General features: G+C 72.3%; 21 protein-coding genes. 5 read left to right on the top strand and 16 right to left on the bottom strand.

Annotated features, from left to right (window positions below):
- Positions 1-104: 104 nt before the first annotated feature.
- Together GA0070622_RS29520 and GA0070622_RS29525 are read right to left on the bottom strand one after the other, a co-directional pair.
- Positions 105-446, bottom strand: coding sequence for a hypothetical protein (locus GA0070622_RS29520; RefSeq protein WP_091584216.1), 342 nt, complete (start codon positions 444-446; stop codon positions 105-107).
- A gap of 56 nt (positions 447-502) precedes the next feature.
- On the bottom strand, positions 503-1,492 hold the full coding sequence (locus GA0070622_RS29525) for a hypothetical protein (RefSeq protein WP_091582429.1): 990 nt from the start codon (positions 1,490-1,492) through the stop codon (positions 503-505).
- 97 nt (positions 1,493-1,589) lie between these two features.
- Here GA0070622_RS29525 and GA0070622_RS29530 point away from each other — a divergent pair, with 97 nt between their 5' ends.
- Complete coding sequence (locus GA0070622_RS29530) at positions 1,590-2,177, top strand: TetR/AcrR family transcriptional regulator (protein ID WP_218060641.1); 588 nt, start codon at positions 1,590-1,592, stop codon at positions 2,175-2,177.
- 55 nt (positions 2,178-2,232) lie between these two features.
- On the opposite strand, the gene GA0070622_RS29535 is transcribed toward GA0070622_RS29530, so the two are convergent.
- The 4 genes from GA0070622_RS29535 to GA0070622_RS29550 form a co-directional block, all read right to left on the bottom strand.
- Positions 2,233-4,041, bottom strand: coding sequence for a glycoside hydrolase family 13 protein (locus GA0070622_RS29535; RefSeq protein WP_091582436.1), 1,809 nt, complete (start codon positions 4,039-4,041; stop codon positions 2,233-2,235).
- 142 nt (positions 4,042-4,183) lie between these two features.
- Positions 4,184-5,083 (bottom strand): sugar ABC transporter permease, encoded by a 900-nt coding sequence (locus GA0070622_RS29540; protein ID WP_091582440.1) that lies wholly within the window; start codon positions 5,081-5,083, stop codon positions 4,184-4,186.
- Positions 5,080-6,723, bottom strand: coding sequence for an ABC transporter permease subunit (locus GA0070622_RS29545; RefSeq protein ID WP_091582444.1), 1,644 nt, complete (start codon positions 6,721-6,723; stop codon positions 5,080-5,082). The genes GA0070622_RS29540 and GA0070622_RS29545 overlap by 4 nt, the downstream gene beginning before the upstream one ends.
- Positions 6,723-7,976: a sugar ABC transporter substrate-binding protein gene (locus GA0070622_RS29550; RefSeq protein WP_091582448.1), complete on the bottom strand. Its 1,254-nt coding sequence runs from the start codon at positions 7,974-7,976 to the stop codon at positions 6,723-6,725. Before GA0070622_RS29550 ends, GA0070622_RS29545 begins: the two co-directional genes overlap by 1 nt.
- 197 nt (positions 7,977-8,173) lie before the next feature.
- Between GA0070622_RS29550 and GA0070622_RS29555 the strand changes: the two genes are divergently transcribed.
- Positions 8,174-9,244 carry a LacI family DNA-binding transcriptional regulator gene (locus tag GA0070622_RS29555; protein ID WP_091582450.1) on the top strand — a complete coding sequence of 357 codons (1,071 nt, stop codon included), beginning with the start codon at positions 8,174-8,176 and terminating at the stop codon, positions 9,242-9,244.
- A 266-nt stretch (positions 9,245-9,510) separates the two neighbouring features.
- Positions 9,511-11,145: a glycoside hydrolase family 13 protein gene (locus tag GA0070622_RS29560; protein ID WP_091582452.1), complete on the top strand. Its 1,635-nt coding sequence runs from the start codon at positions 9,511-9,513 to the stop codon at positions 11,143-11,145.
- Positions 11,146-11,295: 150 nt separating this feature from the next.
- Here GA0070622_RS29560 and GA0070622_RS29565 read toward each other — a convergent pair whose 3' ends face one another.
- The 6 genes from GA0070622_RS29565 to GA0070622_RS29590 all read right to left on the bottom strand — a co-directional run bounded on the left by GA0070622_RS29565 (position 11,296) and on the right by GA0070622_RS29590 (position 15,864).
- Positions 11,296-11,739 carry a hypothetical protein gene (locus GA0070622_RS29565; RefSeq protein WP_091582454.1) on the bottom strand — a complete coding sequence of 148 codons (444 nt, stop codon included), beginning with the start codon at positions 11,737-11,739 and terminating at the stop codon, positions 11,296-11,298.
- A gap of 73 nt (positions 11,740-11,812) precedes the next feature.
- Complete coding sequence (locus GA0070622_RS29570) at positions 11,813-12,187, bottom strand: GntR family transcriptional regulator (RefSeq protein ID WP_091582458.1); 375 nt, start codon at positions 12,185-12,187, stop codon at positions 11,813-11,815.
- Positions 12,184-13,125 carry a YhjD/YihY/BrkB family envelope integrity protein gene (locus GA0070622_RS29575; protein WP_091582460.1) on the bottom strand — a complete coding sequence of 314 codons (942 nt, stop codon included), beginning with the start codon at positions 13,123-13,125 and terminating at the stop codon, positions 12,184-12,186. The genes GA0070622_RS29570 and GA0070622_RS29575 overlap by 4 nt, the downstream gene beginning before the upstream one ends.
- Before the next feature lie 56 nt (positions 13,126-13,181).
- Entirely contained in the window at positions 13,182-13,757 is a 576-nt protein-coding gene (locus tag GA0070622_RS29580) for a 2'-5' RNA ligase family protein (RefSeq protein ID WP_245666898.1), read from the bottom strand.
- Between the two features lie 31 nt (positions 13,758-13,788).
- Complete coding sequence (trpS, locus tag GA0070622_RS29585) at positions 13,789-14,814, bottom strand: tryptophan--tRNA ligase (RefSeq protein ID WP_091582467.1); 1,026 nt, start codon at positions 14,812-14,814, stop codon at positions 13,789-13,791.
- Between the two features lie 33 nt (positions 14,815-14,847).
- The gene (locus GA0070622_RS29590) at positions 14,848-15,864 is read right to left on the bottom strand and encodes a hemolysin family protein (protein WP_091582469.1); all 1,017 of its coding nucleotides are present in this window, start codon (positions 15,862-15,864) and stop codon (positions 14,848-14,850) included.
- Positions 15,865-16,041: 177 nt separating this feature from the next.
- Here GA0070622_RS29590 and galE point away from each other — a divergent pair, with 177 nt between their 5' ends.
- Positions 16,042-17,025: a UDP-glucose 4-epimerase GalE gene (gene galE, locus GA0070622_RS29595; protein ID WP_091582472.1), complete on the top strand. Its 984-nt coding sequence runs from the start codon at positions 16,042-16,044 to the stop codon at positions 17,023-17,025.
- An 11-nt stretch (positions 17,026-17,036) separates the two neighbouring features.
- Positions 17,037-18,206 (top strand): galactokinase, encoded by a 1,170-nt coding sequence (gene galK, locus GA0070622_RS29600; RefSeq protein WP_091582475.1) that lies wholly within the window; start codon positions 17,037-17,039, stop codon positions 18,204-18,206.
- Positions 18,207-18,293: 87 nt separating this feature from the next.
- Here the strand turns inward: galK and cysN are convergent, their stop codons facing one another.
- From cysN to pth, 4 genes are all read right to left on the bottom strand, one after another.
- On the bottom strand, positions 18,294-19,598 hold the full coding sequence (gene cysN / locus GA0070622_RS29605; protein WP_091582478.1) for a sulfate adenylyltransferase subunit CysN: 1,305 nt from the start codon (positions 19,596-19,598) through the stop codon (positions 18,294-18,296).
- A complete protein-coding gene (cysD, locus tag GA0070622_RS29610; RefSeq protein WP_091582481.1) occupies positions 19,598-20,509 on the bottom strand; it encodes a sulfate adenylyltransferase subunit CysD in 912 nt (303 codons plus the stop codon). The genes cysN and cysD overlap by 1 nt, the downstream gene beginning before the upstream one ends.
- Positions 20,510-20,589: 80 nt before the next feature.
- Complete coding sequence (locus tag GA0070622_RS29615; RefSeq protein ID WP_091582485.1) at positions 20,590-21,423, bottom strand: inositol monophosphatase family protein; 834 nt, start codon at positions 21,421-21,423, stop codon at positions 20,590-20,592.
- A 75-nt stretch (positions 21,424-21,498) separates the two neighbouring features.
- Entirely contained in the window at positions 21,499-22,089 is a 591-nt protein-coding gene (gene pth / locus GA0070622_RS29620) for an aminoacyl-tRNA hydrolase (protein ID WP_091582488.1), read from the bottom strand.
- Between the last annotated feature and the right edge of the window lie 2 nt (positions 22,090-22,091).

Below are 22,091 nucleotides of genomic sequence, written 5' to 3' on the forward strand. Positions count from 1 at the left end.
CCCGGTGTAACCCTTGGGTGGGGCAGATCACTTCTCGTGCTGACAGACCTGATGGGCGGTGTCGCGAACGTCCGTTTCCGGCGCCTCCCCGACCTCCCGGCGAACTACCGCCAGAAGACCGCGACCGCCGCGTTGACCAGCGTCAACCCGATGATCGCAAGGAAGTGCCCACGGTTCACGGACTCCCGCTTACGGGAGAAGAAGACCATGACGAAGATGAGCAGCGCGAGCACCAACTTGGTAACAAGCTTCGCGGGGGCGGGCTCGTCCCCGTCGCGCAGCGGGGCGGACAGTCCGAGACCGGTCAGGATCTGGATCACCGCCCCCCACAGCATCGCGGCGTTGATCCGCAGTCGGCCGGTGACGTACTGGGCGATCCCGCCGCCGAGCAGCAGCGCGAAGCCGATCAGATGGACGTAGAGAAGGATCAGACGAAGAGCTTCCACGCCGGCCATCCTCCCCCATCAACGACGCTTTGTAGTAGGGGCCCGCCGAGGTGCCGTCATACCGTGACCTCGGCTCGGGCCGGGCGCGACACCGGCGCCTCGCCGAGCCCGCCGGACCGTCGGCCGATCAGCACGAGCGCCAGCCCGACCAGCGCGTATCCGGCCAGCACGGCCAGCGACCGACCGGCCCCCGCGCCGTCGAAGAAGGCCGCCGACCGCAGCAGCGTGCCGCCGGCGCCGACCGGCAGGAACTGACCGACCGTCCCCCACGGCTGCGGCAGCAGCTCGGGCGCGGCGGCGACCGCCGAGAGCGGGTTGCCGACCAGGAAGACCAGCAGCGCGCCGAGCCCGATCCCGGCGCGGCCGAGCAACGCGCCCAGCCCGGCCACCGTGCCGGCGGCGGCGAGCGAGAACAGCCCGATCGCGCCGGCCTCCCGCCACGGGTCGCCGTCGACGAGACCGAGCCAGCCGTGCAGCACCGCGACGCCGACGCCGCCGGCGACCACCGCGTACCCGATCAGGCCGGCGAACCGCGCGACGCGACCGGCGACCAGCAGCGTGAGCAGCGCGCCGGCCAGCATGCCGGTGAGCGCCAGCGGCAGGAAGCCGGCGGCGAACCCGGCGCCGCGCGGGTCGTCCGGGTCGGCCGGCACGACGGGCGTCACCGGCACCGGGCTGCCGCCGGAGAGCTGGCCGGCGGCCTCGGTGAGCAGGGCGGCCACGGTGGGGCTGGCGGCCGGCGCGGTGTGCAGCGCGACGCCGTCCGGGCCGGCCACGAACGCGGCGTACACCTCGCGGCCCCGCAGGGCCCGGTCGGCGGCCGCCGCGTCCGGGAGCGTGGTGACCGCGAAGCCGCCGGGCCGGGCGGCGGCTAGCCGGGCGGCCAGCTCCGCGGCGGCCGGCGGCCCGGCCACCGCGACCGGCAGGTCGCGCGGCGCGAGGTGCGCGGCCGGCGCCGCGAACAGGGGTACGAGCAGCGCCTGCGCGACCACCGTCAGGCCGACCAGCAGCGCGGCGAGGGACCAGGGCGAGCGGGACCGGAGCATCGGCGTCTCCCTAAAACGAATGTTCGTTCTCTTGAACCGAGCGTGCGCCTCCGCGCGGCCTTCGTCAAGAACGAACGTTCGCTTTAGAATGTGGGACGTGCCACGAGTTTCCGAGCAGCACCTCGCCGCCCGCCGTCAGCAGATCCTCGACGCGGCCCGGCGGTGCTTCGTGCGCGACGGCTTCCACCACACCTCGATGCAGGACGTGATCAGGGAGGCCGGGCTCTCGGTCGGCGCCGTCTACCGCTACTTCCCGAGCAAGAACGACCTGATCACGGCCATCGCCCAGGCGGTGGTCGGCACCGCGGACGCGACCTTCGCCGAGCTGTCCGCGGCCGACCCGCCGCTGCCGCTGACCGGGGTGCTGGAGCGGGCCCTCACCTTCGTCGACACCCAGCTCGGCCCGGACGGGGTGCTGCCGCTGGCGTTGCAGGTGTGGAGCGAGGCGCAGCGGGACCCGGTGCTGGCGGAATTCGTCGCGGCCACCTACACCCGACTGCGGGCCCACTTCGTCGCCGCCGCCAGGCGGGCGCGCGACGCCGGCGAGCTGCCCCCCGACGCGGATCCGGAGGCGGTCGGCGCGGCCCTCTTCGGCCTGGTCCCCGGCTACTTCACCCAGCGCATCCTGACCGGCTCCCCCGACCGCGCCACCTACCTCACCGGCGCCCGAGCCCTCCTGCGCTGAGGTGTTGGGAGGGGCCCCTTGTTATGCAGAATGCGTTAACAGGGGGCCCCTCCTTTCACAGACGCCAGAGCTGGAAGGTGGGGCCGTCCGCCGGCAGCGTCACCGTGCCGTCGGCGGACGGGCGCAGCGCCGCCGCGCCGCCGTAGACGTTGTCGGCGGCGGGCAGGCCGGTCAGGCGGACCGGGGCGCCGGGGGCGCGGCGGGCCAGGGCCAGCACCGTGCCGGTCGGCGCCTCGCGCAGGAACACCAGCGTGTCCGCGTCCGCGTGCACCCAGCGCAGGCCGCCGTGCCGCAGCGCCGGCTCGTCGCGGCGCAGCGCCAGCAACGACCGGTACGCGTCGAACGTGCGCCGGTCCCAGCTCTCCGGCCGGTGCCACGGCATCGGGGTCCGCGAGCCCTCCCCGTTGGTGCCGGTCAGCCCCAGCTCGTCCCCGGCGAACACCACCGGCGTGCCGGGCATGGTGGCGAGCAGGCCGGCGGCCACCTCCTGCCGGGCCGCGTCACCGACCACGGTGCGGATCCGGGCCGAGTCGTGCGAGCCGAGCAGCTGCCACGAGTGGGTGTACGACCGCCACGACACCAGCGACCGGTAGGTGTTCATGGTCGCCAGGACCGCGCCCGCGTCCCGCCGCCGCACCCCGCCCGGGGTGCCGAGGAAGTTCGGCACCGGGTCGTCGCCCGCGCGCAGCCAGGACCACACCGGGTCGGTGAAGCCGACGTAGTTCATCGTTCCGTGCCAGCCGTCCCGGTCCAGGTCACCGGTGTGGTCGTGGCCGTGCTCGGCGAGCAGCAACGCGTCCGCCCGGGTCTCGGCGACCACCTCACGCAGCAGCCGCGCCACCTCGTGTGTGTAGGCGTCGGCGCCCCGCCGGCCGGTCATGTTCGCCACGTCCACCCGCCAGCCGTCCAGCCCGTACGGCGGGCGCAGCCAGCGGCGCAGCAGCGAGTCCTCGGCGGTGGCGAACCGGCGGCGCAGCTCCGCGCTGCCCCAGTTGAGCTTCGGCAGCGACTTGACCCCGTTCCAGGACTCGTAGTCCTGTCCGGGCAGGTCGAAGTAGTACAGGTCGCGTTCGGGCGCGTGCACGTCGGAGACGGCGGCGGTGAACCAGTCGTGGGCGTCGCCGGTGTGGTTGCTGGTGATGTCGCCGAGCAGCCGCCAGCCCCGGGCGTGCACCGCGTCGGCGAGCCGGGCCAGCGCGGCGTCGCCGCCGAGCAGCGGGTCGACCGTGTCGAAGCTGGACGCGTCGTACCGGTGGTTGGAGCGGGCCGGGAAGACCGGGGTGAGGTAGACCGTGTTGACGCCGAGCCGGTCCAGGTGGTCCAGGCGTTCGGTGATCCCGTCGAGGTCGCCGCCGTAGAACTGGCGGGGCGTCTCCGGGCCACGGCCGATCACCGGGGTGTCCCAGTCGCACGGGATGGCCCAGTCCGGCGCGGTCCGGGTGTCGGCGGCGGCGGAGCGGGCGAACCGGTCCGGGAAGATCTGGTAGATCACCGCGTCCCGGGCCCAGGCCGGCGGCGGCGCGTAGCTGACCAGCTTGAAGTCGCCGTGGTCCGGCACGTCGTGGGCGGCCGTGCCGGCCGCGTTCAGCCAATGGGCACCGCGGTCGCCGTCGAGCAGGAAGCGGTAGTTGCTGACCGGGTTGCGGACCTCGACGTCGGCCCGCCACCACACGTCACCGTTCTCGGTGCGGTCGACCACCGCCTCGGCGAAGTGCGGCTCGCCGTCGCCGGTGGTGCGCAGGTGCACCTGGCGGACGCCGGCGCCGGCGGGCACCCGGACGAAGACGGGAACGGTCTGCCCGAGCGCGGGCTCCTGCTCCGGGACGTAGGTGGCGGACCCGTCGTGGTGCGGTTGCAGGGACATGGTGGTGCCTTTCGCGTCGTACCGACAGGGAGTGGGGCGGGCACCCGCCGCGGTCGGTGTGACCCGACCGCGGCGGTCCGCCCGAGAACCGCTCCGGTGTACGCCGACACGACGCCCTTGCCGCAGCGTGAGCCGAGGAGGCTCAGCCCTTGACGGCTCCGGAGGTGAGGCCGGAGACGATGTAGCGCTGGAGCAGTTGGAACACCAGCACCGTCGGGATCGCGGTGAGCAGCGTGCCCGCCGCGAAGATCCCGAAGTTGTTGTTGCGTTCGCCCGCCACCAGGCCGTACATGCCGACCGCGAGGGTCTTCGACTCGGTGTTGGTGAGGAACACGTTGGCGATGATGAACTCGTTGATCGACCCGATGAACGCGAGCAGGCCGGTCACCGCCAGGATCGGCGCCACCAGCGGCAGCATGATCCGGAAGAAGACCTGCACGTGCGAGGCGCCGTCCATGGTCGCGGACTCGTCCAGCTCCTTCGGCAGCGTGTCGAAGAAGCCCTTCATCAGCCAGGTGTTCGCCCCCAGCGCGCCACCCATGTAGAGCAGGAACAGGCCCCACGGGGTGTTGAAGCCGATCGCCGGGTACAGGTCGGTGACCGTGGTGAAGATCAGGAAGATCGCCACGATGGCCAGGAACTGCGGGAACATCTGGATCAGCAGCAGCGTGAGCAGGCCGACCCGGCGCCCGGCGAACCGCATCCGGGAGAACGCGTACGCGGCCAGCGCCGACAGGAAGATCGACGCGAAGCTGGCCACGCCCGCCAGCAGCAGCGAGTTGAGGAACCAGTGGCCGAACGCGGTGCGGTCGAACAGGTTGGTGAAGTTCTCCAGCGACGCCCCGGTCGGCAGCAGCTCGGTGGAGGAGAGCGTGCCGAGCGGGTTGAGCGCCGCCGAGATCACGAACAGGATCGGGAAGAGGCTGAACACGACCGCCAGCACCCCGACCAGGTGCCGCCAGCCCACCTGGGCGAACCACCGGCTGCGCGCCCGGCCGGCCGCGTTGCGGTTGGCCACCGGGGTTTCCGCGATGCTGGTCACGAGTACACCTCCTCCTGCTTGCGGGTGCGCCGGAAGCTGATCGCCGACACCGTCGCCACGATCGCGAAGATGAAGATCGACACGGTGGCGGCCAGGCCGAACTCGGCGCCCTGCGCGCCGAACGCCAACCGGTAGGTGTAGGTGATCAGCAGGTCGGTGGCGCCGTTGCGCGGGTTGTCCGGCGCGAACGGCCCACCCTCGGTGGTGAACAGGATCGCGTTGACGTTGTTGAAGTTGTACGCGAACGACGCGATCAGCAGCGGCGAGAGCGCCACCAGCAGCAGCGGCAGGGTGACCGCCCGGAACGACTGCCAGGGCGTCGCCCCGTCGACCGAGGTGGCCTCGGTCAGCTCCCGCGGGATGGCCTGCAACGCGCCGGTGGCGACCAGGAACATGTACGGGTAGCCGAGCCAGAGCTGCACCAGCAGCACCGCGATCCGGGCCGACCAGGAGCCGCCGAACCAGTCGACGTCCAGCCCGAACAGGTTGTTGACCAGGCCGAAGTCGGTGTTGAACATGTCCCGCCAGACCAGCAGCATCGCGAACGACGGCATCGCGTACGGGAGGATCAGCAGCACCCGGTAGAAGTTCGTGCCCTTCATCCGGGGCGAGTGCAGGGCGAGCGCGATGGCCATGCCGAGCAGGAAGGTGAGGCCGGTGGAGCCGATCGCGAACGCGAAGTTCCAGGCCAGGGTGCCGAAGAACGGCTTGGAGATGTTCGGGTCGGTGAGCACGGCGCTGAAGTTCTTCAGCCCGACGTTCACCTTCCAGCCCTGGGTGAGCCGCTCGCCGTCGGCGGCGACGAAGGAGCCGACCTTCTCGTCCGCGCTCCAGGTCTTGCCGGTCTCGCTGTCCTTGACGCAGTCGCAGCCGGCGTCGTACGCCCGGGCCGCCTTGCCCTCGTAGGCCCGGGTGAGGCCGTTGGAGCGGATGGCGCCGCCGTCGGTGGGGACGATCAGCGCGGTGATCGCGTCGCTGCGGCCGCTGGCCTGGCCGATGTTCAGCACGGTGTAGCCGTCGGCGGCGGTGACCTTGCCGCTGAGGCTGCTGACCGTGACGTCACCGGCGTCGAGCTTGCGCAGCCCGCCCGCGTCCCCGGCGAAGACCTCCTTGGTCTTCGGGTCGCTGAGCAGGAACACCAGGGGGCCGGTGGCCGGGTCGCCCTTGGTGGCGATGCTGAGGTTGTACTCGGTCGAGCCGGGGACCTGCTTCACCGAGGAGGTCTGGATGGCGACGATCGCGTCGTCCTTGCTGCCCCGGTGGCCGTCGCCGAAGTTCGTGAACGCGGTGCTCGCGGTGTAGAGCACCGGGAAGACCTGGAAGGCGATCAGGAAGAGCGTGCCGGGGACCAGGTACTTGGCCGGGATGTGCCGGCGGCTCAGGTAGAGGTAGAACAGGCCGGCGGTGGTGACCGCCAGGACACCCAGCCCGATCCACTGTTCGGCCTCGATGAGCGGGAACGCCGCCCAGATCGCGATCCCGGCCACCAGGCCGAGCAGGACCACCTTGACGACGAGGCCGGTCGCGGTGATCGGCGCGTGGTTCCGCGCGGTACGGGACGTGCGCGGGAGCCCGGGGCGGGCGGGCTCCCGGCCCGGGGTCTGCGTGGCAGACCCCGGGCCGGACAGCGGCGCGCTCATTACTTGATCTGACCCTGGATGGTCTTGCCAGCGGCCGTGATCGTCTTGGCCGGGTCGGCGCCACCGATGATGGCGGCCTCCGCCTTGCCGAACGGGTCCCAGATCGCGGCCATGGCCGGGATCGCCGGGAGCACCTGGCCGTTCTTGCCGGCCTCGGAGAACTTGGCCAGGTCGGCGTCCTCGCCCTTGACCTGGTCGAAGGCGGCGGTCAGCGCCGGCGGGCGCGGCTCGGCCTTGTACAGCGCGACGGCCAGCTCGGGCTTGGTCACGTAGTTGGTGACGAACTCCTGGGCCAGGGCCTTGTTCTTGCCCTTGGCGGCCACGTAGAACGCCTGGACGCCCACGAACGGCTGGGCCTCCTTGCCACCGGCGAAGCCGGGGACCGGGGAGATGTCGTACTTGATGCCGGCCTTCTTGGCGTCGGCCACGGCCCACGGGCCGGAGACCAGGAAGGCGCACTTCTTGCCGGTGAAGGTGGCGATCGAGTTCTCGCCGGTGATGGAGCGCTTAAGCGCGCCGTCGCCCTTCTCACCGAGCTTCGCGATCTTCTGGAAGGCCGCGATCGACTCCGGCTTGCCCACGCCCAGGTCCTTCGGGTCGTAGTCGCCGTTGGCGGCGGTGCCGAACAGGTAGCCGCCACCCGAGGTGTACAGCGGGTAGATGTGGTACGCGTCGCCGTTCTGGCCGGACTGGAGGCAGAGGATCTCGCTGGCCTTCTTCTCCGCCTTGAGCTTCTTGCCGGTGGCGACCAGGTCCTCGATCGTCTTCGGCGCCTCGGGGGCCAGCTCGGTGTTGCGGAGCAGGGCCACGTTCTCGGTGGCGTAGGGCACGCCGTAGAGCTGGCCGTTGAACGTGACGGCCTTGATGGCGGTCTCGTTGAAGCCGCTCTTCTGCTCGGCCGGCAGCTGCACCGGGTCGATGGCACCGTTCTGGACCATGTTGCCGATCCAGTCGTGCGCGCCGACCACGACGTCCGGGCCGCTGCCCTGCTGGGAGGCGGTGACGAAGTTGGTCTGCAGGTCCTTGGAGACGGCCTGGACCTCGACGGTCACGCCGTTCTCCTTGCCGAACTCCTCGGCGAAGGGCTTGAGGGCGGCGGTGCGCTTGTCGTCGGCCCAGATGACCAGCTTGCCGCCGGTCGCCTTGTCGGCGGACTTCTCGGCGGCCGGCTTGTCGCTGCCGCTGTCACCACAGCCGGACGCGGCGAGCGCCAGGCCGAGGACGGCGACCACACCCGCGGTACGGATGCGCATCGGTACTCCTGTCGTCATGGTGGCCCGCCGGGGGAAGGGCGACCACCAGTGGAAACCTCTGAAAGTTCTTGCTGACCGGCGCGGGGGTGCTGCGCCGCTGCTCTCGCATGTTGCGGGGACGTTAGCAAGAGGTTGCAGAGAATGGAAGGGCTTGCAGAAGTGTACGCAAGACTTTGCCGTTGAGCTAAAGTGCCGCCATGCGCGCTCGACTGTCCGACATCGCCCAACAGGCCGAAGTCAGCGAGGCCACGGTGTCGCGGGTGCTCAACGACCGCCCCGGAGTGGCCCCGGAGACCCGGCAGGCCGTCCTCACCGCCCTCGACGTGCTCGGCTACGAGCGACCGGCCCGGCTGCGCAAGCGCAGCGCCGGGCTGGTCGGCCTGGTCGTGCCCGAGCTGGACAACCCGATCTTCCCGGCGTTCGCCCAGATCATCGAGTCCGCCCTCGCCCCGACCGGCTACACGCCGGTGCTCTGCACCCAGACCCCCGGCGGCGTCCGCGAGGACGAGTACGTCGAGATGCTGCTGGACCGCCAGGTATCGGGCATCGTCTTCGTCTCCGGCCTGCACGCCGACACGGCCGCGGACCACGACCGCTACCGCACCCTGCTCGCCCGGCCGCTGCCGATCGTCATGATCAACGGCTACGCCCCCGGCATCCCCGCGCCCTTCGTCTCCTGCGACGACCGGGAGTCCGCCGAACTCGCCGTCGCCCACCTGGTGGCGCTCGGGCACCGGCGGATCGGCCTGATCACCGGCCCGGACCGGTTCGTCCCGGTGCAGCGCAAGGTCGCCGGCTACAAGGCGGCGATGGGGCGCCTCACCGACATCTCCGACGAGGACCTGACCGAGCTGACCGAACTGTCCCTGTTCGGTGTGGAGGGCGGCGAGGCCGCCGCCGGCCGGCTGATCGAGCGCGGCGCCACCGGACTGGTCTGCGGCTCCGACCTGATGGCGCTCGGCGCGATCCGGGCGGCCCGCCAGCGCGGCCTGTCCGTGCCCGAGGACATCTCCGTGGTCGGGTACGACGACTCCCCGCTGATGGCGTTCACCGACCCGCCGCTGACCACCGTGCGCCAGCCGGTCGCCGCCATGGCGGTCGCGGCGGTACGGGCGCTGGTCGACGAGATCAACGGCCACCCCTCCCCCAACTCCGAGTACCTGTTCCGCCCCGAGCTGGTGGTACGCGGCTCCACCGCGGTGACCCGCCCCGCGACCGCCCCCAAACGCCAGCGCCCCGCCCCCACCTCCCTGGCCGTCCCCGCCTGACCACCCCGTCGATCTTGCAGTTTCGGCCCCGACAGAAGGGGTGAAAGCCGCGAGTCACGGGCCGCAACTGCAAGATCGCGGGTGCGCTCGGGGGCGGCGCTCTGCGCGGGGTGTCCCGGGATGCGGGACGGGGGTGGAAGCGTGATCCTCCTGGCGGGGAGGTGATCGGTGTCATTTCTTGCGCAAGGAATGCTTGACTCTTGCAGAGCTGGCGCGGCATCCTGCTCAGACACCCTGCGCCACCACAGAACGGGAATCGACATCCGATGACCTCTGCCCCCACCCCCACGCCGCTGGCCGCCGACGACGACTGGTGGCGGTCCGCGGTCGTCTACCAGGTCTACGTCCGCAGCTTCGCCGACGCGAACTCCGACGGTGTCGGTGACCTCCAGGGCATCCGGCAGCGCCTGCCCTACCTGCGTGACCTCGGCGTGGACGCGCTCTGGCTGACCCCCTTCTACACCTCGCCGCAGGTCGACGCCGGCTACGACGTGTCCGACTACCGGGACGTGGATCCGCTCTTCGGCAACCTGACCGACTTCGACGAGATGATCACCGACGCGCACGCCCTGGGCCTGCGGATCATCGTCGACCTGGTGCCCAACCACACCTCCAGCGCGCACCCGTGGTTCGCCGCGGCGCTCGCCGCCGGTCCGGGCTCGCCGGAGCGCGAGCGCTACCTGTTCGCCGACGGCAAGGGCGAGCAGGGCGAGCTGCCCCCGAACGACTGGGAGAGCATCTTCGGCGGCCCGGCGTGGACCCGGGTGGTCGACGGCCAGTGGTACCTGCACCTGTTCGACCCGGCCCAGCCCGACCTGAACTGGCGCCACCCCGAGGTGCGGGCCGAGTTCGAGGACGTCCTGCGCTTCTGGCTGGACCGCGGCGTGGACGGCTTCCGGATCGACGTGGCGCACGGGATGATCAAGGCCGAGGGCCTGCCGGACGTCGGCTTCAACTCGATGACCACCGGCCAGCGCCAGTCGGAGCTGCTCGGCAAGGGCCGGCTGCCCTACTTCGACCAGGACGAGGTGCACGACATCTACCGCGCCTGGCGGCCCATCCTGGACAGCTACCCCGGCGGTCGGATGGCGGTCGCCGAGGCCTGGGCCGAGACCCCGCAGCGGCTGGCCCGCTACATCGGCCCGGACGAGCTGCACCAGGCGTTCAGCTTCGACTTCCTCGACGCCACCTGGTCGGCCGACTCGTTCCGCAAGGTGATCGACACCGCGCTCGCCGAGTCGACGATCGTCGGCGCGCCCACCACCTGGGTGCTCTCCAACCACGACCGGCAGCGCCACGTCACCCGGTACGGCGACGGCGAGGTCGGCCTGCGCCGCGCCCGCGCCGCCGCGCTGCTGATGTTCGCGCTGCCCGGCTGCGCCTACGTCTACCAGGGCGAGGAGCTGGGCCTGCCGGAGGTGCTGGACCTCCCCGACGAGCTGCGCCAGGACCCGGCGTTCCGGCGCACCGGGGAGAGCCGCGACGGCTGCCGGGTGCCGATCCCGTGGAGCGGCGAGCTGGCCCCGTACGGCTTCGGGCCGGACGGCAGCGAGCTGAGCTGGCTGCCGGCGCCGGCGACCTGGCGGTCCCTCTCGGTGGCCGCGCAGACCGGCACGCCCTCCTCGACGCTGGAGCTCTACCGGGCCGCGCTGCGGATCCGCGGTGCGCACCCGGCGCTGGCCGGCCTCGGTGGCATCACCTGGCTGGAGACCGAGCCCGGCGTGCTGGCGTTCCGCCGCACCGCCGGGGACACCGAGCTGACCTGCGTGGTCAACATCAGCGGCGCCGACGTGACGGTGACCGGCTTCGGCCGGCCGCTCGTCGCCAGCGCCGATCTCACCGAGCAGGGCGACGGGCACGTCCTGCCGGTGGACGCAGCTGCGTGGTTCGAACGGCGCTGAGCCGGGTAACCCGCCAACGACCTGGTCGTCCGTTGTGCTCCGCGCCGACGGGCGGCTGGGCTGCCGACCCCTTGTGGTGGGGGGTGAGGTGGTACCGGCCCCTCGGGAGTCCGCTCCCGGGGGGCCGGTGTCCATCGGGGACCCTCGTCGTCAGCCGCCCTTGGCGGTGAGCAGCGCGGCGATCCGGGCGAACCCGGCGCGCACCTCGTCGGAGTCCGGCGGGTTGGCCGGCTCCGGCTCCGGCCGGCGCTCGGCGGCCAGTTCCAGCTCCTCGTCGATGACGTCCTCGAAGTCACCGTAGAGATCCGCCTGGTCGGCCTGGGCCGCCTCGTCCGCGGCGGCGATCTGCGCGGCGGCGATCTCGCCCCGGATCTCCTCCGGCGTCAGCGCCGGCAGCAGCGGCTCCACCACCGCCATCAGCTGCTCCTCGGCCACCACGGCCTCGGCCAGCGCGAGCGCGTGCGGCCGCTCGTACGGCCCGCAGACCACCGGCTCCCACTCGTCCTCCGGCCCGAGCGGGGCGAACGTGATGATCCACGGCAGGCCCAGCATCGGGGAGTCGTCCGGCAGGTCCAGTGTCACGAGTGCGCCCACCGGCCCATCATCGTCGTTGCCCGCACGACCGGGGAGCGCAATCCCCCGACTCTCCCCGCTCAGGCGACCGCTCTCAGCCACGCGTACCGGCGTCCAGCGCCGCACGGACCAGGGCGAGCGCCCGCTCCGGCGGGACGCCCAGGCGACGCGCCTCGGCGGCGTAGTCCGCGGCGGCACGGTGCAGCCGGTCGGTGGCGTCGTCCCGCCCCGGGGCCACCACGGTGCCGTGCCGACCCCGGGTCTCGACCAGGCCGGCGGCCTCCAGCTCCCGGTAGGCCCGGGCCACGGTGTTCACCGCCAGCCCCAGGTCCGCGGCGAGCTGCCGGACCGCGGGCAGCCGGGTGCCCACCGCCAGGCGCCCGTCCCCCACCATCGCCGCGAGCTGCGCGCGCACCTGCTCGTACGGAGGGGTGGCCGACCCGGCGTCGATCCGTATCCGGGCGCTCATCCGCCGCCTCCGGGGGTGCCCGGGTCGGTCTCCTCGTCGAGCACGTCGGCCTCCACGTCCACCTCCCGCGCCCCGCCCTCGGCCAGGTCGACCACCCGGCCGTAGCGGCTGGTGGCGGCGAGCGCGGCGCCGAAGAGCACCAGTTGGTTGAGCAGGTAGAGGTAGAGCAGCAGCCCCACGGCGGTCGCCACCACCGTGTACGCCGGGTTCCGCTCGGTGCGGACCACGTAGTAGCGCCCCACGGTGTTGAGCAGCGTGATCCCGACCGCGACGGTCAGCACCGCCGGGCGCAGCCGCCGCCGGCTCATCCGCAGCCGGGGCACGGCGAGCAGCAGCGCGGCGGCGAGCACGGCGTTGACCAGCACGCTCAGCACCGCGCTGACCGTGGTCAGGCCCACCGAGCCGGTGCTGCGCAGCAGGAACCGCAGCAGCGACTCCAGCGCGTCGACGGCGGCGACCGAGACGAAGAGCAGCACGAAGACCGCGACCAGCACGCCCAGGTCGACCAGCCGGCGCACCACCAGGTTGCCGGGCTGCTGGTTGAAGCCGTACATCAGGCGCTGCGAGGAACGGATCGCCTCCACCCAGCCGATGCCGGTGAAGACCAGGATGACCAGGCCGACCACGCCGACGGTGTTGCTGCTCTCGGAGATCTGGGCCGGGTCGAGGAAGGGCAGGTTGTCCCGCAGGAAGTCGGCCGCCGCGCGGCTGACCTCCTCGTTGTCCCGCAGCACCGCGCCGAAGATCCAGTACGCGACCAGGGCGAGCGCGAACACGGCGAAGAACCCGTAGTAGGCGATGGCGGCGGCGAGCCGGCCGGCCATCAGGTCGGCGTAGAGCGTCCCGGCCAGCCAGAGGTGGTCGAAGACCGACGAGCGACCACGAGCCGCGTCGATACGGCGCCCGATGGCCGTCTCGATCCGGCCGAAGACGTTCACTCCGTCATCCTCGCCGATCCCCGCTCCCGGCGGAGGCGGCCCGGCCGGCCGAGTGCTCAGCGCGGGCCGCCGAGCCGGAAGTCGCGGCGGGGCTGCCACCGGGTCGCCCCGCTGTGCGAGAAGAGCGTGAACGCGTCCACCTCGAACAGCGCGGAGAAGTCGGCCAGGTCCTCGTACGCCTTGTCCAGCACCTCGGGCGGCACGTCCTGGGCCACCGTCACGTGCGGGTGGTAGGGGAAGCGCGCTTCCCGGCGCAGTTCGGGGGCGGAGTTGATGGCGGCGGCGAGCAGCTCGCACTCGCTGATCCCGGCGGCCACCGCCACGAACACCACCTGGGTGACCGGGCGGAACGTGCCGGTGCCGCGCAGGTGCAGGGTGAACGGCAGGTGCGTGGCCGCCACCCGGGCCAGGTGCTCCTCGACGGCCGGCAGCGCGCGTACCGGGATCTCGGTGGGGCCGAGAAGGGTGACGTGCGCGGGGACCGCCTGCGGGTCGCCGGCGGAGATCCGGCGGCGGGTGAGCTGCCCGCCCCACGGTTCGGGGACGTCGACCGCGATCCCGATCTGGATCGTGTCGCCGCCGTCCCGCGCCGCGTCACCGCCCGCCACGTTGCGCGCCGTCCCTCCGGCCACCGACTGCGTCACTCCCGCCCCGCCCGGGCCGCTACTCGAACCGTACCGGCGGGAAGAAGCCCACCCGCTCGTACGCGGTGCGCAGCGTCTCGGCCGCCACCGCCCGGGCCTTCTCCGCGCCCCGGGCGAGCAGCTTGTCGAGCTGGGCCGGGTCGTCCAGGTAGCCGTTGGTGCGCGCCTGGATCGGCGTGACGAACTCCCGCACCACCTCGGCGAGGTCCTTCTTCAGGTCGCCGTAGCCCTTGCCGTCGTACGCGGCGACCAGGTCGTCGATGCCGCGGCCGGAGAGCGCGGAGTAGATGGTCAGCAGGTTGGAGATGCCCGGCTTGCCCTCGGCGTCGAAGACGATCTCGCGGCCGGTGTCGGTGACCGCCGAGCGGATCTTCTTGGCCGAGCGGGCCGGATCCTCCAGGAGGTCGATGATCCCGGCCGGCGAGGAGGACGACTTCGACATCTTGGCCGTCGGGTCCTGCAGGTCGGTGATCTTCGCGGTGTCCTTCACGATGTGCGGGGCGGGCATCGTGAAGGTCGGCCCGAACAGCGAGTTGAACCGCTGGGCCAGGTCGCGCGAGAGCTCCAGGTGCTGCCGCTGGTCCTCGCCGACCGGCACCGCGTTCGCCTGGTAGAGCAGGATGTCGGCGGCCTGCAGGATCGGGTAGGTGAACAGGCCGACGCTGGCCCGCTCGCTGCCCTGCTTCTGCGACTTGTCCTTGAACTGGGTCATCCGGCCGGCCTCGCCGAAGCCGGTGATGCAGCCGAGCACCCAGGCCAGCTGCGGGTGCTCGGGCACCTGCGACTGGACGAACAGGGTGCTGCGGTCCGGGTCGATGCCCAGCGCGAAGAGCTGCGCGGCGGCCACCCGGCTGCGCTGCTTGAGCACCTTCGGTTCGTGCCCGGCGGTGATCGCGTGCAGGTCCACCACGCAGTAGAACGCGTCGTGGCTCTCCTGCAGGGCCACCCAGTGCCGCAGCGCGCCCAGGTAGTTGCCGAGGTGGAACGAGTCGGCGGTCGGCTGGATGCCGGAGAAGACGCGCGGCCGGGCGGGTACGTCGGACATGGCGGCAATTCTGTCAGCAAGCCCCGGCGTCCGTCATGACGGGCCGGCGGGTCGGGCGGGTACGGCCGGCGGCGGGCCGCTGACCTCGCGCCGGGGCTCGGGCAGCCGCGCCGCGGAGACCACCAGGCGGGACACCCGTCGGCCGTCGAGCGCCAGCACCCGCAGCAGCCAGCCCTCCGGATCGGCCGGTCCCGATCCGTCGACCGGGTCGACGGCCACCGGCACCTCGTCGCCGGCCACCGGCAGCCGGCCCAGCGCGGCCATCACGTAGCCGCCGACCGTCTCGTACGGGCCGGCGGGCAACGGCACCCCGGTGCGCTCGGCGAAGTCGGTCAGGTTGAGCCGACCGTCGACCACGGCGGGCAGACCGGCGGGCTCGGCGTCGGGCGGCCCGTGGCCCTCGTCGTGGATCTCCCCGACCAGTTCCTCGACCAGGTCCTCGCAGGTCACGATGCCGGCGGTGCCGCCGTACTCGTCGACCACCACGGCCAGGTGGTGGCCCTCGCGGCGCATCTCGGTCAGCGCCGCGAGCACCCGTTTGCTGTCCGGCAGCCGCTTGACCTCACGGGTCAGCTCGCCGACGGTGACCCGGGCGTCCGGGCCCGGGCGCAGCAGCACGTCGCGCAGGTGCACCAAGCCGACCACGTCGTCGTGGGTGCCGTCGACCACGGGGTAGCGGGTGTGCGGGTCGTCGCGGACCAGCCGCTGCGCCGCGGCCACGGGCAGGCCGGCGGCGAGGAAGACCACCTCGGTGCGGGGCACCATCACCTCGCGGACCAGCCGCGCGCCGGCCACCAGCACCTCGTCGATGATCCGCCGCTCGTCCGGGTCGAGCAGCGTGTTCGCCGCGACCAGGTCGCGCAGCTCCGCCTCGCTGATCCGCTCGCGGCCGGCGGTGGGGCTCGCCCCGAGCAGGTCGGTGACCAGGCGGGTGGCGCCGTCGGCGGCGCGGACCACGAGGCGGGCCACGGTCCGGGCGAGCGGGCCGGGTTCGCGCCGGGGCCGCCCCGGCGGTCGCCGCCGAGGCCCGGGACCACCTGCCTCCCGCATGACAAGGATGGTAGACAGCGGACACCGTCCGCCCGCCCGAATGTTCGGATCTGTTCAACCCTGATGGATTGTGATGGAATGGAGGGAGGCTCACTCGACAGCGGTGGCACAGCCGTCGGCCGTAGGGTGATCACGGACGGCCGACGCGGAACGCGGCCAGGCAGAGGAGGACCTCACGTGAAACTGCTCGTCACCGGCGGCGCCGGCTACATCGGCAGCGTGGTGACCCGGATGCTGCTCGACCACGGCCACCAGGTGACCGTGCTGGACGACCTGCGCACCGGCCACCGCGAGGCGCTCGCCCCCGAGGCGACGCACGTCGAGCTGTCGGTGCACGAGGCCGCCCGGGTGCTCACCCCCGACGCCGGGTTCGACGGCGTGCTGCACTTCGCCGCCCTGATCGCCGCCGGCGAGTCGATGATCAAGCCGGAGCTCTACTGGCACACCAACACCGTCGGCTCACTCGCCCTGATCGACGCGGTCCGCGCCGCCCGGGTGCCCCGGATGGTGTTCTCCTCCACCGCCGCCGTCTACGGCAACCCCACCGAGCTGCCCATCCCGGAAACCGCCGTCAAGGCCCCCACCAACACCTACGGCGCGACGAAACTGGCCGTCGACATGGCGCTGACCTCCGAAGCGGTCGCGCACGACCTGGGCGCCGTCTCGCTGCGCTACTTCAACGTCGCCGGGGCCTACCTGCACGACGGGCTCGCCATCGGCGAACGGCACGAACCGGAGACGCACCTCATCCCGATCGCCCTCGACGTGGCCGCCGGCCGCCGGGAGAAGCTCCAACTCTTCGGCGACGACTACCCCACCGTCGACGGCACCTGCGTGCGCGACTACATCCACGTCGAGGACCTGGCCCGCGCCCACCTGCTCGCCCTCGACGCGGCCACCCCGGGCCGGCACCGGATCTACAACCTGGGCAACGGCAACGGCTTCACCAACCGGCAGGTCGTCGACGTGGTCCGCGAGGTCACCGGCCACCCCGTGCCGGTCGAGGTGGCGCCGCGCCGCGAAGGCGACCCCGCCGAACTGGTCGCGTCGTCCGCCCTGGCCCGCGACGAACTCGGGTGGACGCCGGCGAAGCCGACGCTGCACGACATGGTCGGCGACGCCTGGGCGTTCTACCGCGAGCACGTCGGTCGGCCCGCGTGAGCCCCGCGAGCGTGGGTGACGGTCGCCGCGGCGACGTCACCGACCGCGCCACCGCCGGCTTCCGGCAGCGGTACGGCGCCGAGCCGGCGGGCCGCTGGGCGGCTCCCGGGCGGGTCAACCTGATCGGCGAGCACACCGACTACAACGACGGCTTCGTGCTGCCCTTCGCGCTGCCGCTGCGTACCGTGGTCGCCGCGGCGCCCGGGCCGGACCGGCGCTGGACGGTCTGGTCGGAGCTGGACGACGAGCCGGTGGAGTTCGGGGCCGAGGAGGCCGACGACCCCGGCCGGGTCGACGGCTGGGCCGCCTACGTGGCCGGGGTGGTGTGGGCGCTGCGCGCCGCCGGCCTCGACGTCCCCGGCGCGCGCCTCGCCATCGCCTCCGACGTCCCGGTCGGCTCCGGGCTCTCCTCGTCGGCCGCGATCGAGTCGGCCGTGCTGGCCGCCCTGGTCGACCTCGGCGCGCTGGACCTGCCCGCCGAGCGCTGGCCCCGGCTCGCCCAGCGGGCCGAGAACGACTACGTCGGCGCGCCCACCGGGATCATGGACCAGTCCGCGGTGATCCGGGGTCGGGAGGGGCACGCGCTCTTCCTCGACTGCCGCACCGAGGAGGTCGAGCAGATCCCGTTCGACCCGGCCGCGGCCGGGCTGGCCGTGCTGGTCGTGGACAGCCGCGCCCCGCACCGGCACGCCGACGGCGAGTACGCCGCCCGGCGCAAGAGCTGCGAGCGGGCCGCCGCGACGCTCGGCGTGGCCGCCCTGCGCGACGTACCCACCGCCGACCTCGACACGGCGCTGGCCCGCCTCGACGACGACGAGACCCGCCGCCGGGTCCGGCACGTGGTCACCGAGGACCAGCGGGTGCTCGACACGGTCGCGTTGCTGCGCGCCGGCCGGGTCCGCGAGATCGGCCCGCTGCTGACCGCGTCGCACGCCTCGATGCGCTACGACTTCGAGATCACCGTGCCGGAGGTCGACACCGCGGTCGAGGCGGCGCTCGCCGCCGGCGCCCACGGCGCGCGGATGACCGGCGGCGGGTTCGGCGGCTGCGTGCTCGCCCTGGTCGACGCGGACGCCGCCGACACGGTGGCCGACGCGGTGGCCGCCGCGTACGCCGAGCGCGGCTTCGCCGCCCCCGGCACGCTCACCGTCCAGCCCGCCGGCGGCGCGACCCGCTTGTAAGGAAGGGCCCCCTATTAACGCCTGCGGTAGAGGAAGGGCCCCTTGTTAACACTCACTGTTAACAAGGGGCCCTTCCTTACGCCAGGGTCAGCCGGCTTCGACGATCATGCCCGCGCCGACCGTCCGGTTGGTGGCCTCGTCGATGATGACGAACCCGCCGGTGGTGCGGTTGCGCCGGTACTCGTCGGCGAGCAGCGGGACGGTGGTACGCAGCCGCACCCGGCCGATCTCGTTGAGCTTCAGCTCGCCGGCCGACTCGTCCCGGTGCAGCGAGTTGACGTCCAACCGGTAGTGCAGCTCCCGCACGATCGTCCGCGCCGTACGGGTGGTGTGCTTGATCGCGTACCTGCCGCCGACCTGCAACGGCCGGCTCTCGTCCATCCAGCAGACCATCGCCTCGATGTCCTGCGCGACCATCGGCGCGTTGTTCGGCCGGCAGATCATGTCACCGCGGGAGATGTCGATCTCGTCAGTCAGCCGAACCGTCACCGACATCGGCGGGAACGCCTCGTCCACCGGCCCGTCGGCGGTCTCCACCGCGGCGATGCGGCTGGTGAAGCCCGACGGCAGCACCATCACCTCGTCGCCCGGCTTGAGCACGCCCGAGGCCACCTGGCCGGCGTAGCCCCGGTAGTCGGTGACGGTGGTGGACTGCGGCCGGATCACGTACTGCACCGGGAACCGCACGTCGACCAGGTTGCGGTCGGAGGCGATGTGCACCCGCTCCAGGTGGTGCAGCAGCGACGGACCCTCGTACCACTGCATGTTCTCGGAGCGGGAGACGATGTTGTCGCCGCGCAGCGCGGAGATCGGCACCACGGTCAGGTCCGGCACGTCGAGCTTCGCGGCGAACGCGGTGAACTCGTCGGCGATCCGCTCGAAGACCTCCTGCGACCAGTCGACCAGGTCCATCTTGTTCACGCACAGGACCAGGTGCGGCACCCGCAGCAGCGAACAGAGGAAGGCATGCCGGCGGGACTGCTCCACCAGGCCCTTGCGCGCGTCCACCAGGATCAGCGCCAGATCGGCGGTGGAGGCGCCGGTGACCATGTTCCGGGTGTACTGGATGTGCCCGGGGGTGTCGGCGATGATGAACTTCCGCCGCGGGGTGGCGAAGTAGCGGTACGCCACGTCGATGGTGATGCCCTGCTCCCGCTCGGCGCGCAGGCCGTCGGTGAGCAGCGCCAGGTTGGTGTATTCGTCGCCCCGCGCGGCGCTGACCGCCTCGACCGCGGCGAGCTGGTCGCTGAAGAGCGACTTGGTGTCGTACAGCAGCCGGCCGATCAGGGTCGACTTGCCGTCGTCGACGCTGCCGGCGGTGGCGAACCGCAGCAGGTCCATCGGCCGGGCCGACGCGTCGGCCTCGGCCGGCGCCACAGTCTCGACGCTCATCAGAAGTAGCCCTCTCGCTTGCGGTCCTCCATGGCGGCCTCGCTGACCCGGTCGTCGCCGCGGGTCGCGCCGCGCTCGGTGATCCGGGTGGCGGCCACCTCCTCGATCACCTTCTCCACCGTGTCGGCGTCCGAGCGGACCGCCGCGGTGCAGGAGGCGTCGCCCACGGTCCGGTACCGCACCTGGGCCTTGAACGGCTGCTCACCGGCGCGGGCCCGGAAGAACTCGTTGACCGCGTAGAACATGCCGTCGCGCTCGATCACCTCGCGCTCGTGCGCGTAGTAGATCGACGGCAGCGGGATCCGCTCCCGCGCGATGTAGTGCCAGACGTCCAGCTCGGTCCAGTTGGACAGCGGGAACACCCGGATCGACTCACCGGGGTGGTGCCGGCCGTTGTAGAGCGACCACAGCTCCGGGCGCTGGTTCTTCGGGTCCCACTGGCCGAACTCGTCGCGGAAGCTGAACACCCGCTCCTTGGCCCGGGCCTTCTCCTCGTCCCGCCGGGCGCCGCCGAAGAGCGCGTCGAACCGGTGCTTCTCCACCGCGTCGAGCAGCACCGGGGTCTGGATACGGTTGCGCATGCCGTCGGCCGACTCGCGGACCATGCCCTTGTTCAGGGCCTCCGGCACGCTGGCCACGATGAGCTGCAGGCCCAGCTCGGCCACCCGCTGGTCGCGGTAGTCGAGCACCTCGGGGAAGTTGTGCCCGGTGTCCACGTGCATCACCGGGAACGGGATGTTGGCCGGCGCGAACGCCTTCTGGGCCAACCGGAGCATCACGATCGAGTCCTTGCCGCCGGAGAAGAGCAGCACCGGCCGCTCCATCTCGGCGACGACCTCGCGCATCACGAAGATGCTCTCCGCCTCGAGCGCGTCGAGGTGCGACACCTGGTACGCGGCGGGGGACGTCATGACACGAACTCGATTCGCTCGGATCCGCACATCGGGATTCCAGACCTTTCCGGTCGGAGTCGTGAAGAAGATTGCTCAGGTTACCCGGAATGCCGCTGCAGCGCTGCAAGCAACCGACCCGCGAGATCCTTGCGGCAGACCAGCAGATCGGGTAGGCGAGGGTCGGCCCCGTTGTATTCCAGCGCAGAACCGTCGATCCGGGAAGCATGCAATCCGGTGGCCGTCGCCACAGCGACCGGAGCGGCCGAGTCCCACTCGTACTGACCGCCCGCGTGGATGTACGCGTCGACCTCGCCGGTCACCACGGCGGCGATCTTCGCGCCCGCCGAGCCCATCGGGACCAGATGAGCGCCGACGTCCTCTGCCAGATCGGTCAGGAAAACCGGCGGACGGCTACGACTGGCCGCCAACCGGATGGTCCGCGCGCCGGCCGCCGTGGCCGCCTCCAACCGCATCGGCGGGTACGCCGGCGGGTAGTCGGTGCCCAGCACCCGGTGCTGCGCCGGCAGTCCCACCGCCCCCGCCACCAGACCGTGCGGCGAGGGCGCGTGCCGCGACCAGAGCGCCACGTGCACCGCCCAGTCCGCGCGCCCGTCCTCGGCGTACTCCCGGGTGCCGTCCAGCGGGTCGACGATCCACACCCGGTCCGCGGTCAGCCGGGGCATCGCCTCGTCGCTCACCTCGGCGGTCCAGGCCAGCCGCGACCCCTCGTCCTCCTCCGACAGCACCGCGTCCGCCGGGCGCCACCGCGCCAGCTCGGTACGGATCAGGTCGTGCGAGATCTTGTCCCCGGCGGACCGCAACGCCCCGGCGTCGGCGAAGCCCATCTCCGCGCGCAGGGCCATCAGCGCCTGCCCGGCCCGCGACGCGAGCCAACGCGCGAACGCGCCGTCGATCATCGGAGGACTGCCCATGGTGTCTTCGCTCCCGTCGCTGCCTTCGCTCCCGTCGCAAAGGCGCAGACTACCGGCCGGCGAGCGACCTGCCGGTCAACCCCCGTGGTACAGGTTCTGCGTCGGCTCCACACCCTTGGTGACCACCGACTCCACCACGTCCGCCGCGCGGTCCACCAGGAACTCCAGCTCCTTGCGCTCCGCGGCGGAGAAGTCCGACAGCACGTAGTCCGCCGGATCCTGCCGGCCGGGCGGACGACCGATCCCGAACCGCACCCGGACATAGTCCTTCGTGCCGAGCGACTTCGACATCGACCGCAGCCCGTTGTGGCCGCCCTCGCCCCCGCCGCACTTGACCCGCACCTGCCCGTACGGGATGTCCAGCTCGTCGTGCACCGCGATCACCCGGGCCGGCGGGATCTTGTGAAACTGGGCCAGCCCGGCCACCGGGCCGCCGGAGAGGTTCATGTAGGTCAACGGCTTCAGCAGCACCAGCTTCGGGCCGCCGAACCCCAGCCGTCCCTCGGCCGCCTCCGCCACCGCCCGCTTGTGCCGGCCGAACTTCGCGCCCACCCGGGCGGCCAGCAGGTCGGCCACCATGAAGCCGACGTTGTGCCGGTTGGCCGCGTACTCCCGACCCGGGTTGCCCAGGCCGACCACCAGCCACGGCCCCGCCTCGTCCGTCACGC

The organism is Micromonospora sediminicola, from assembly GCF_900089585.1.
GTDB lineage: Bacteria > Actinomycetota > Actinomycetes > Mycobacteriales > Micromonosporaceae > Micromonospora > Micromonospora sediminicola.

What these genes read in the sequence shown, in the direction of transcription:
- GA0070622_RS29615 (WP_091582485.1), bottom strand. Translation starts at nt 21,423, where the DNA reads ATGGGCAGTCCTCCGATGATCGACGGCGCGTTCGCGCGTTGGCTCGCG.
- GA0070622_RS29525 (WP_091582429.1), bottom strand. Translation starts at nt 1,492, where the DNA reads ATGCTCCGGTCCCGCTCGCCCTGGTCCCTCGCCGCGCTGCTGGTCGGC.
- GA0070622_RS29535 (WP_091582436.1), bottom strand. Translation starts at nt 4,041, where the DNA reads ATGTCCCTGCAACCGCACCACGACGGGTCCGCCACCTACGTCCCGGAG.
- GA0070622_RS29555 (WP_091582450.1), top strand. Translation starts at nt 8,174, where the DNA reads ATGCGCGCTCGACTGTCCGACATCGCCCAACAGGCCGAAGTCAGCGAG.
- GA0070622_RS29560 (WP_091582452.1), top strand. Translation starts at nt 9,511, where the DNA reads ATGACCTCTGCCCCCACCCCCACGCCGCTGGCCGCCGACGACGACTGG.
- trpS (WP_091582467.1), bottom strand. Translation starts at nt 14,814, where the DNA reads ATGTCCGACGTACCCGCCCGGCCGCGCGTCTTCTCCGGCATCCAGCCG.
- GA0070622_RS29590 (WP_091582469.1), bottom strand. Translation starts at nt 15,864, where the DNA reads ATGCGGGAGGCAGGTGGTCCCGGGCCTCGGCGGCGACCGCCGGGGCGG.
- cysN (WP_091582478.1), bottom strand. Translation starts at nt 19,598, where the DNA reads ATGAGCGTCGAGACTGTGGCGCCGGCCGAGGCCGACGCGTCGGCCCGG.
- cysD (WP_091582481.1), bottom strand. Translation starts at nt 20,509, where the DNA reads ATGACGTCCCCCGCCGCGTACCAGGTGTCGCACCTCGACGCGCTCGAG.
- GA0070622_RS29545 (WP_091582444.1), bottom strand. Translation starts at nt 6,723, where the DNA reads ATGAGCGCGCCGCTGTCCGGCCCGGGGTCTGCCACGCAGACCCCGGGC.
- GA0070622_RS29570 (WP_091582458.1), bottom strand. Translation starts at nt 12,187, where the DNA reads ATGAGCGCCCGGATACGGATCGACGCCGGGTCGGCCACCCCTCCGTAC.
- GA0070622_RS29550 (WP_091582448.1), bottom strand. Translation starts at nt 7,976, where the DNA reads ATGCGCATCCGTACCGCGGGTGTGGTCGCCGTCCTCGGCCTGGCGCTC.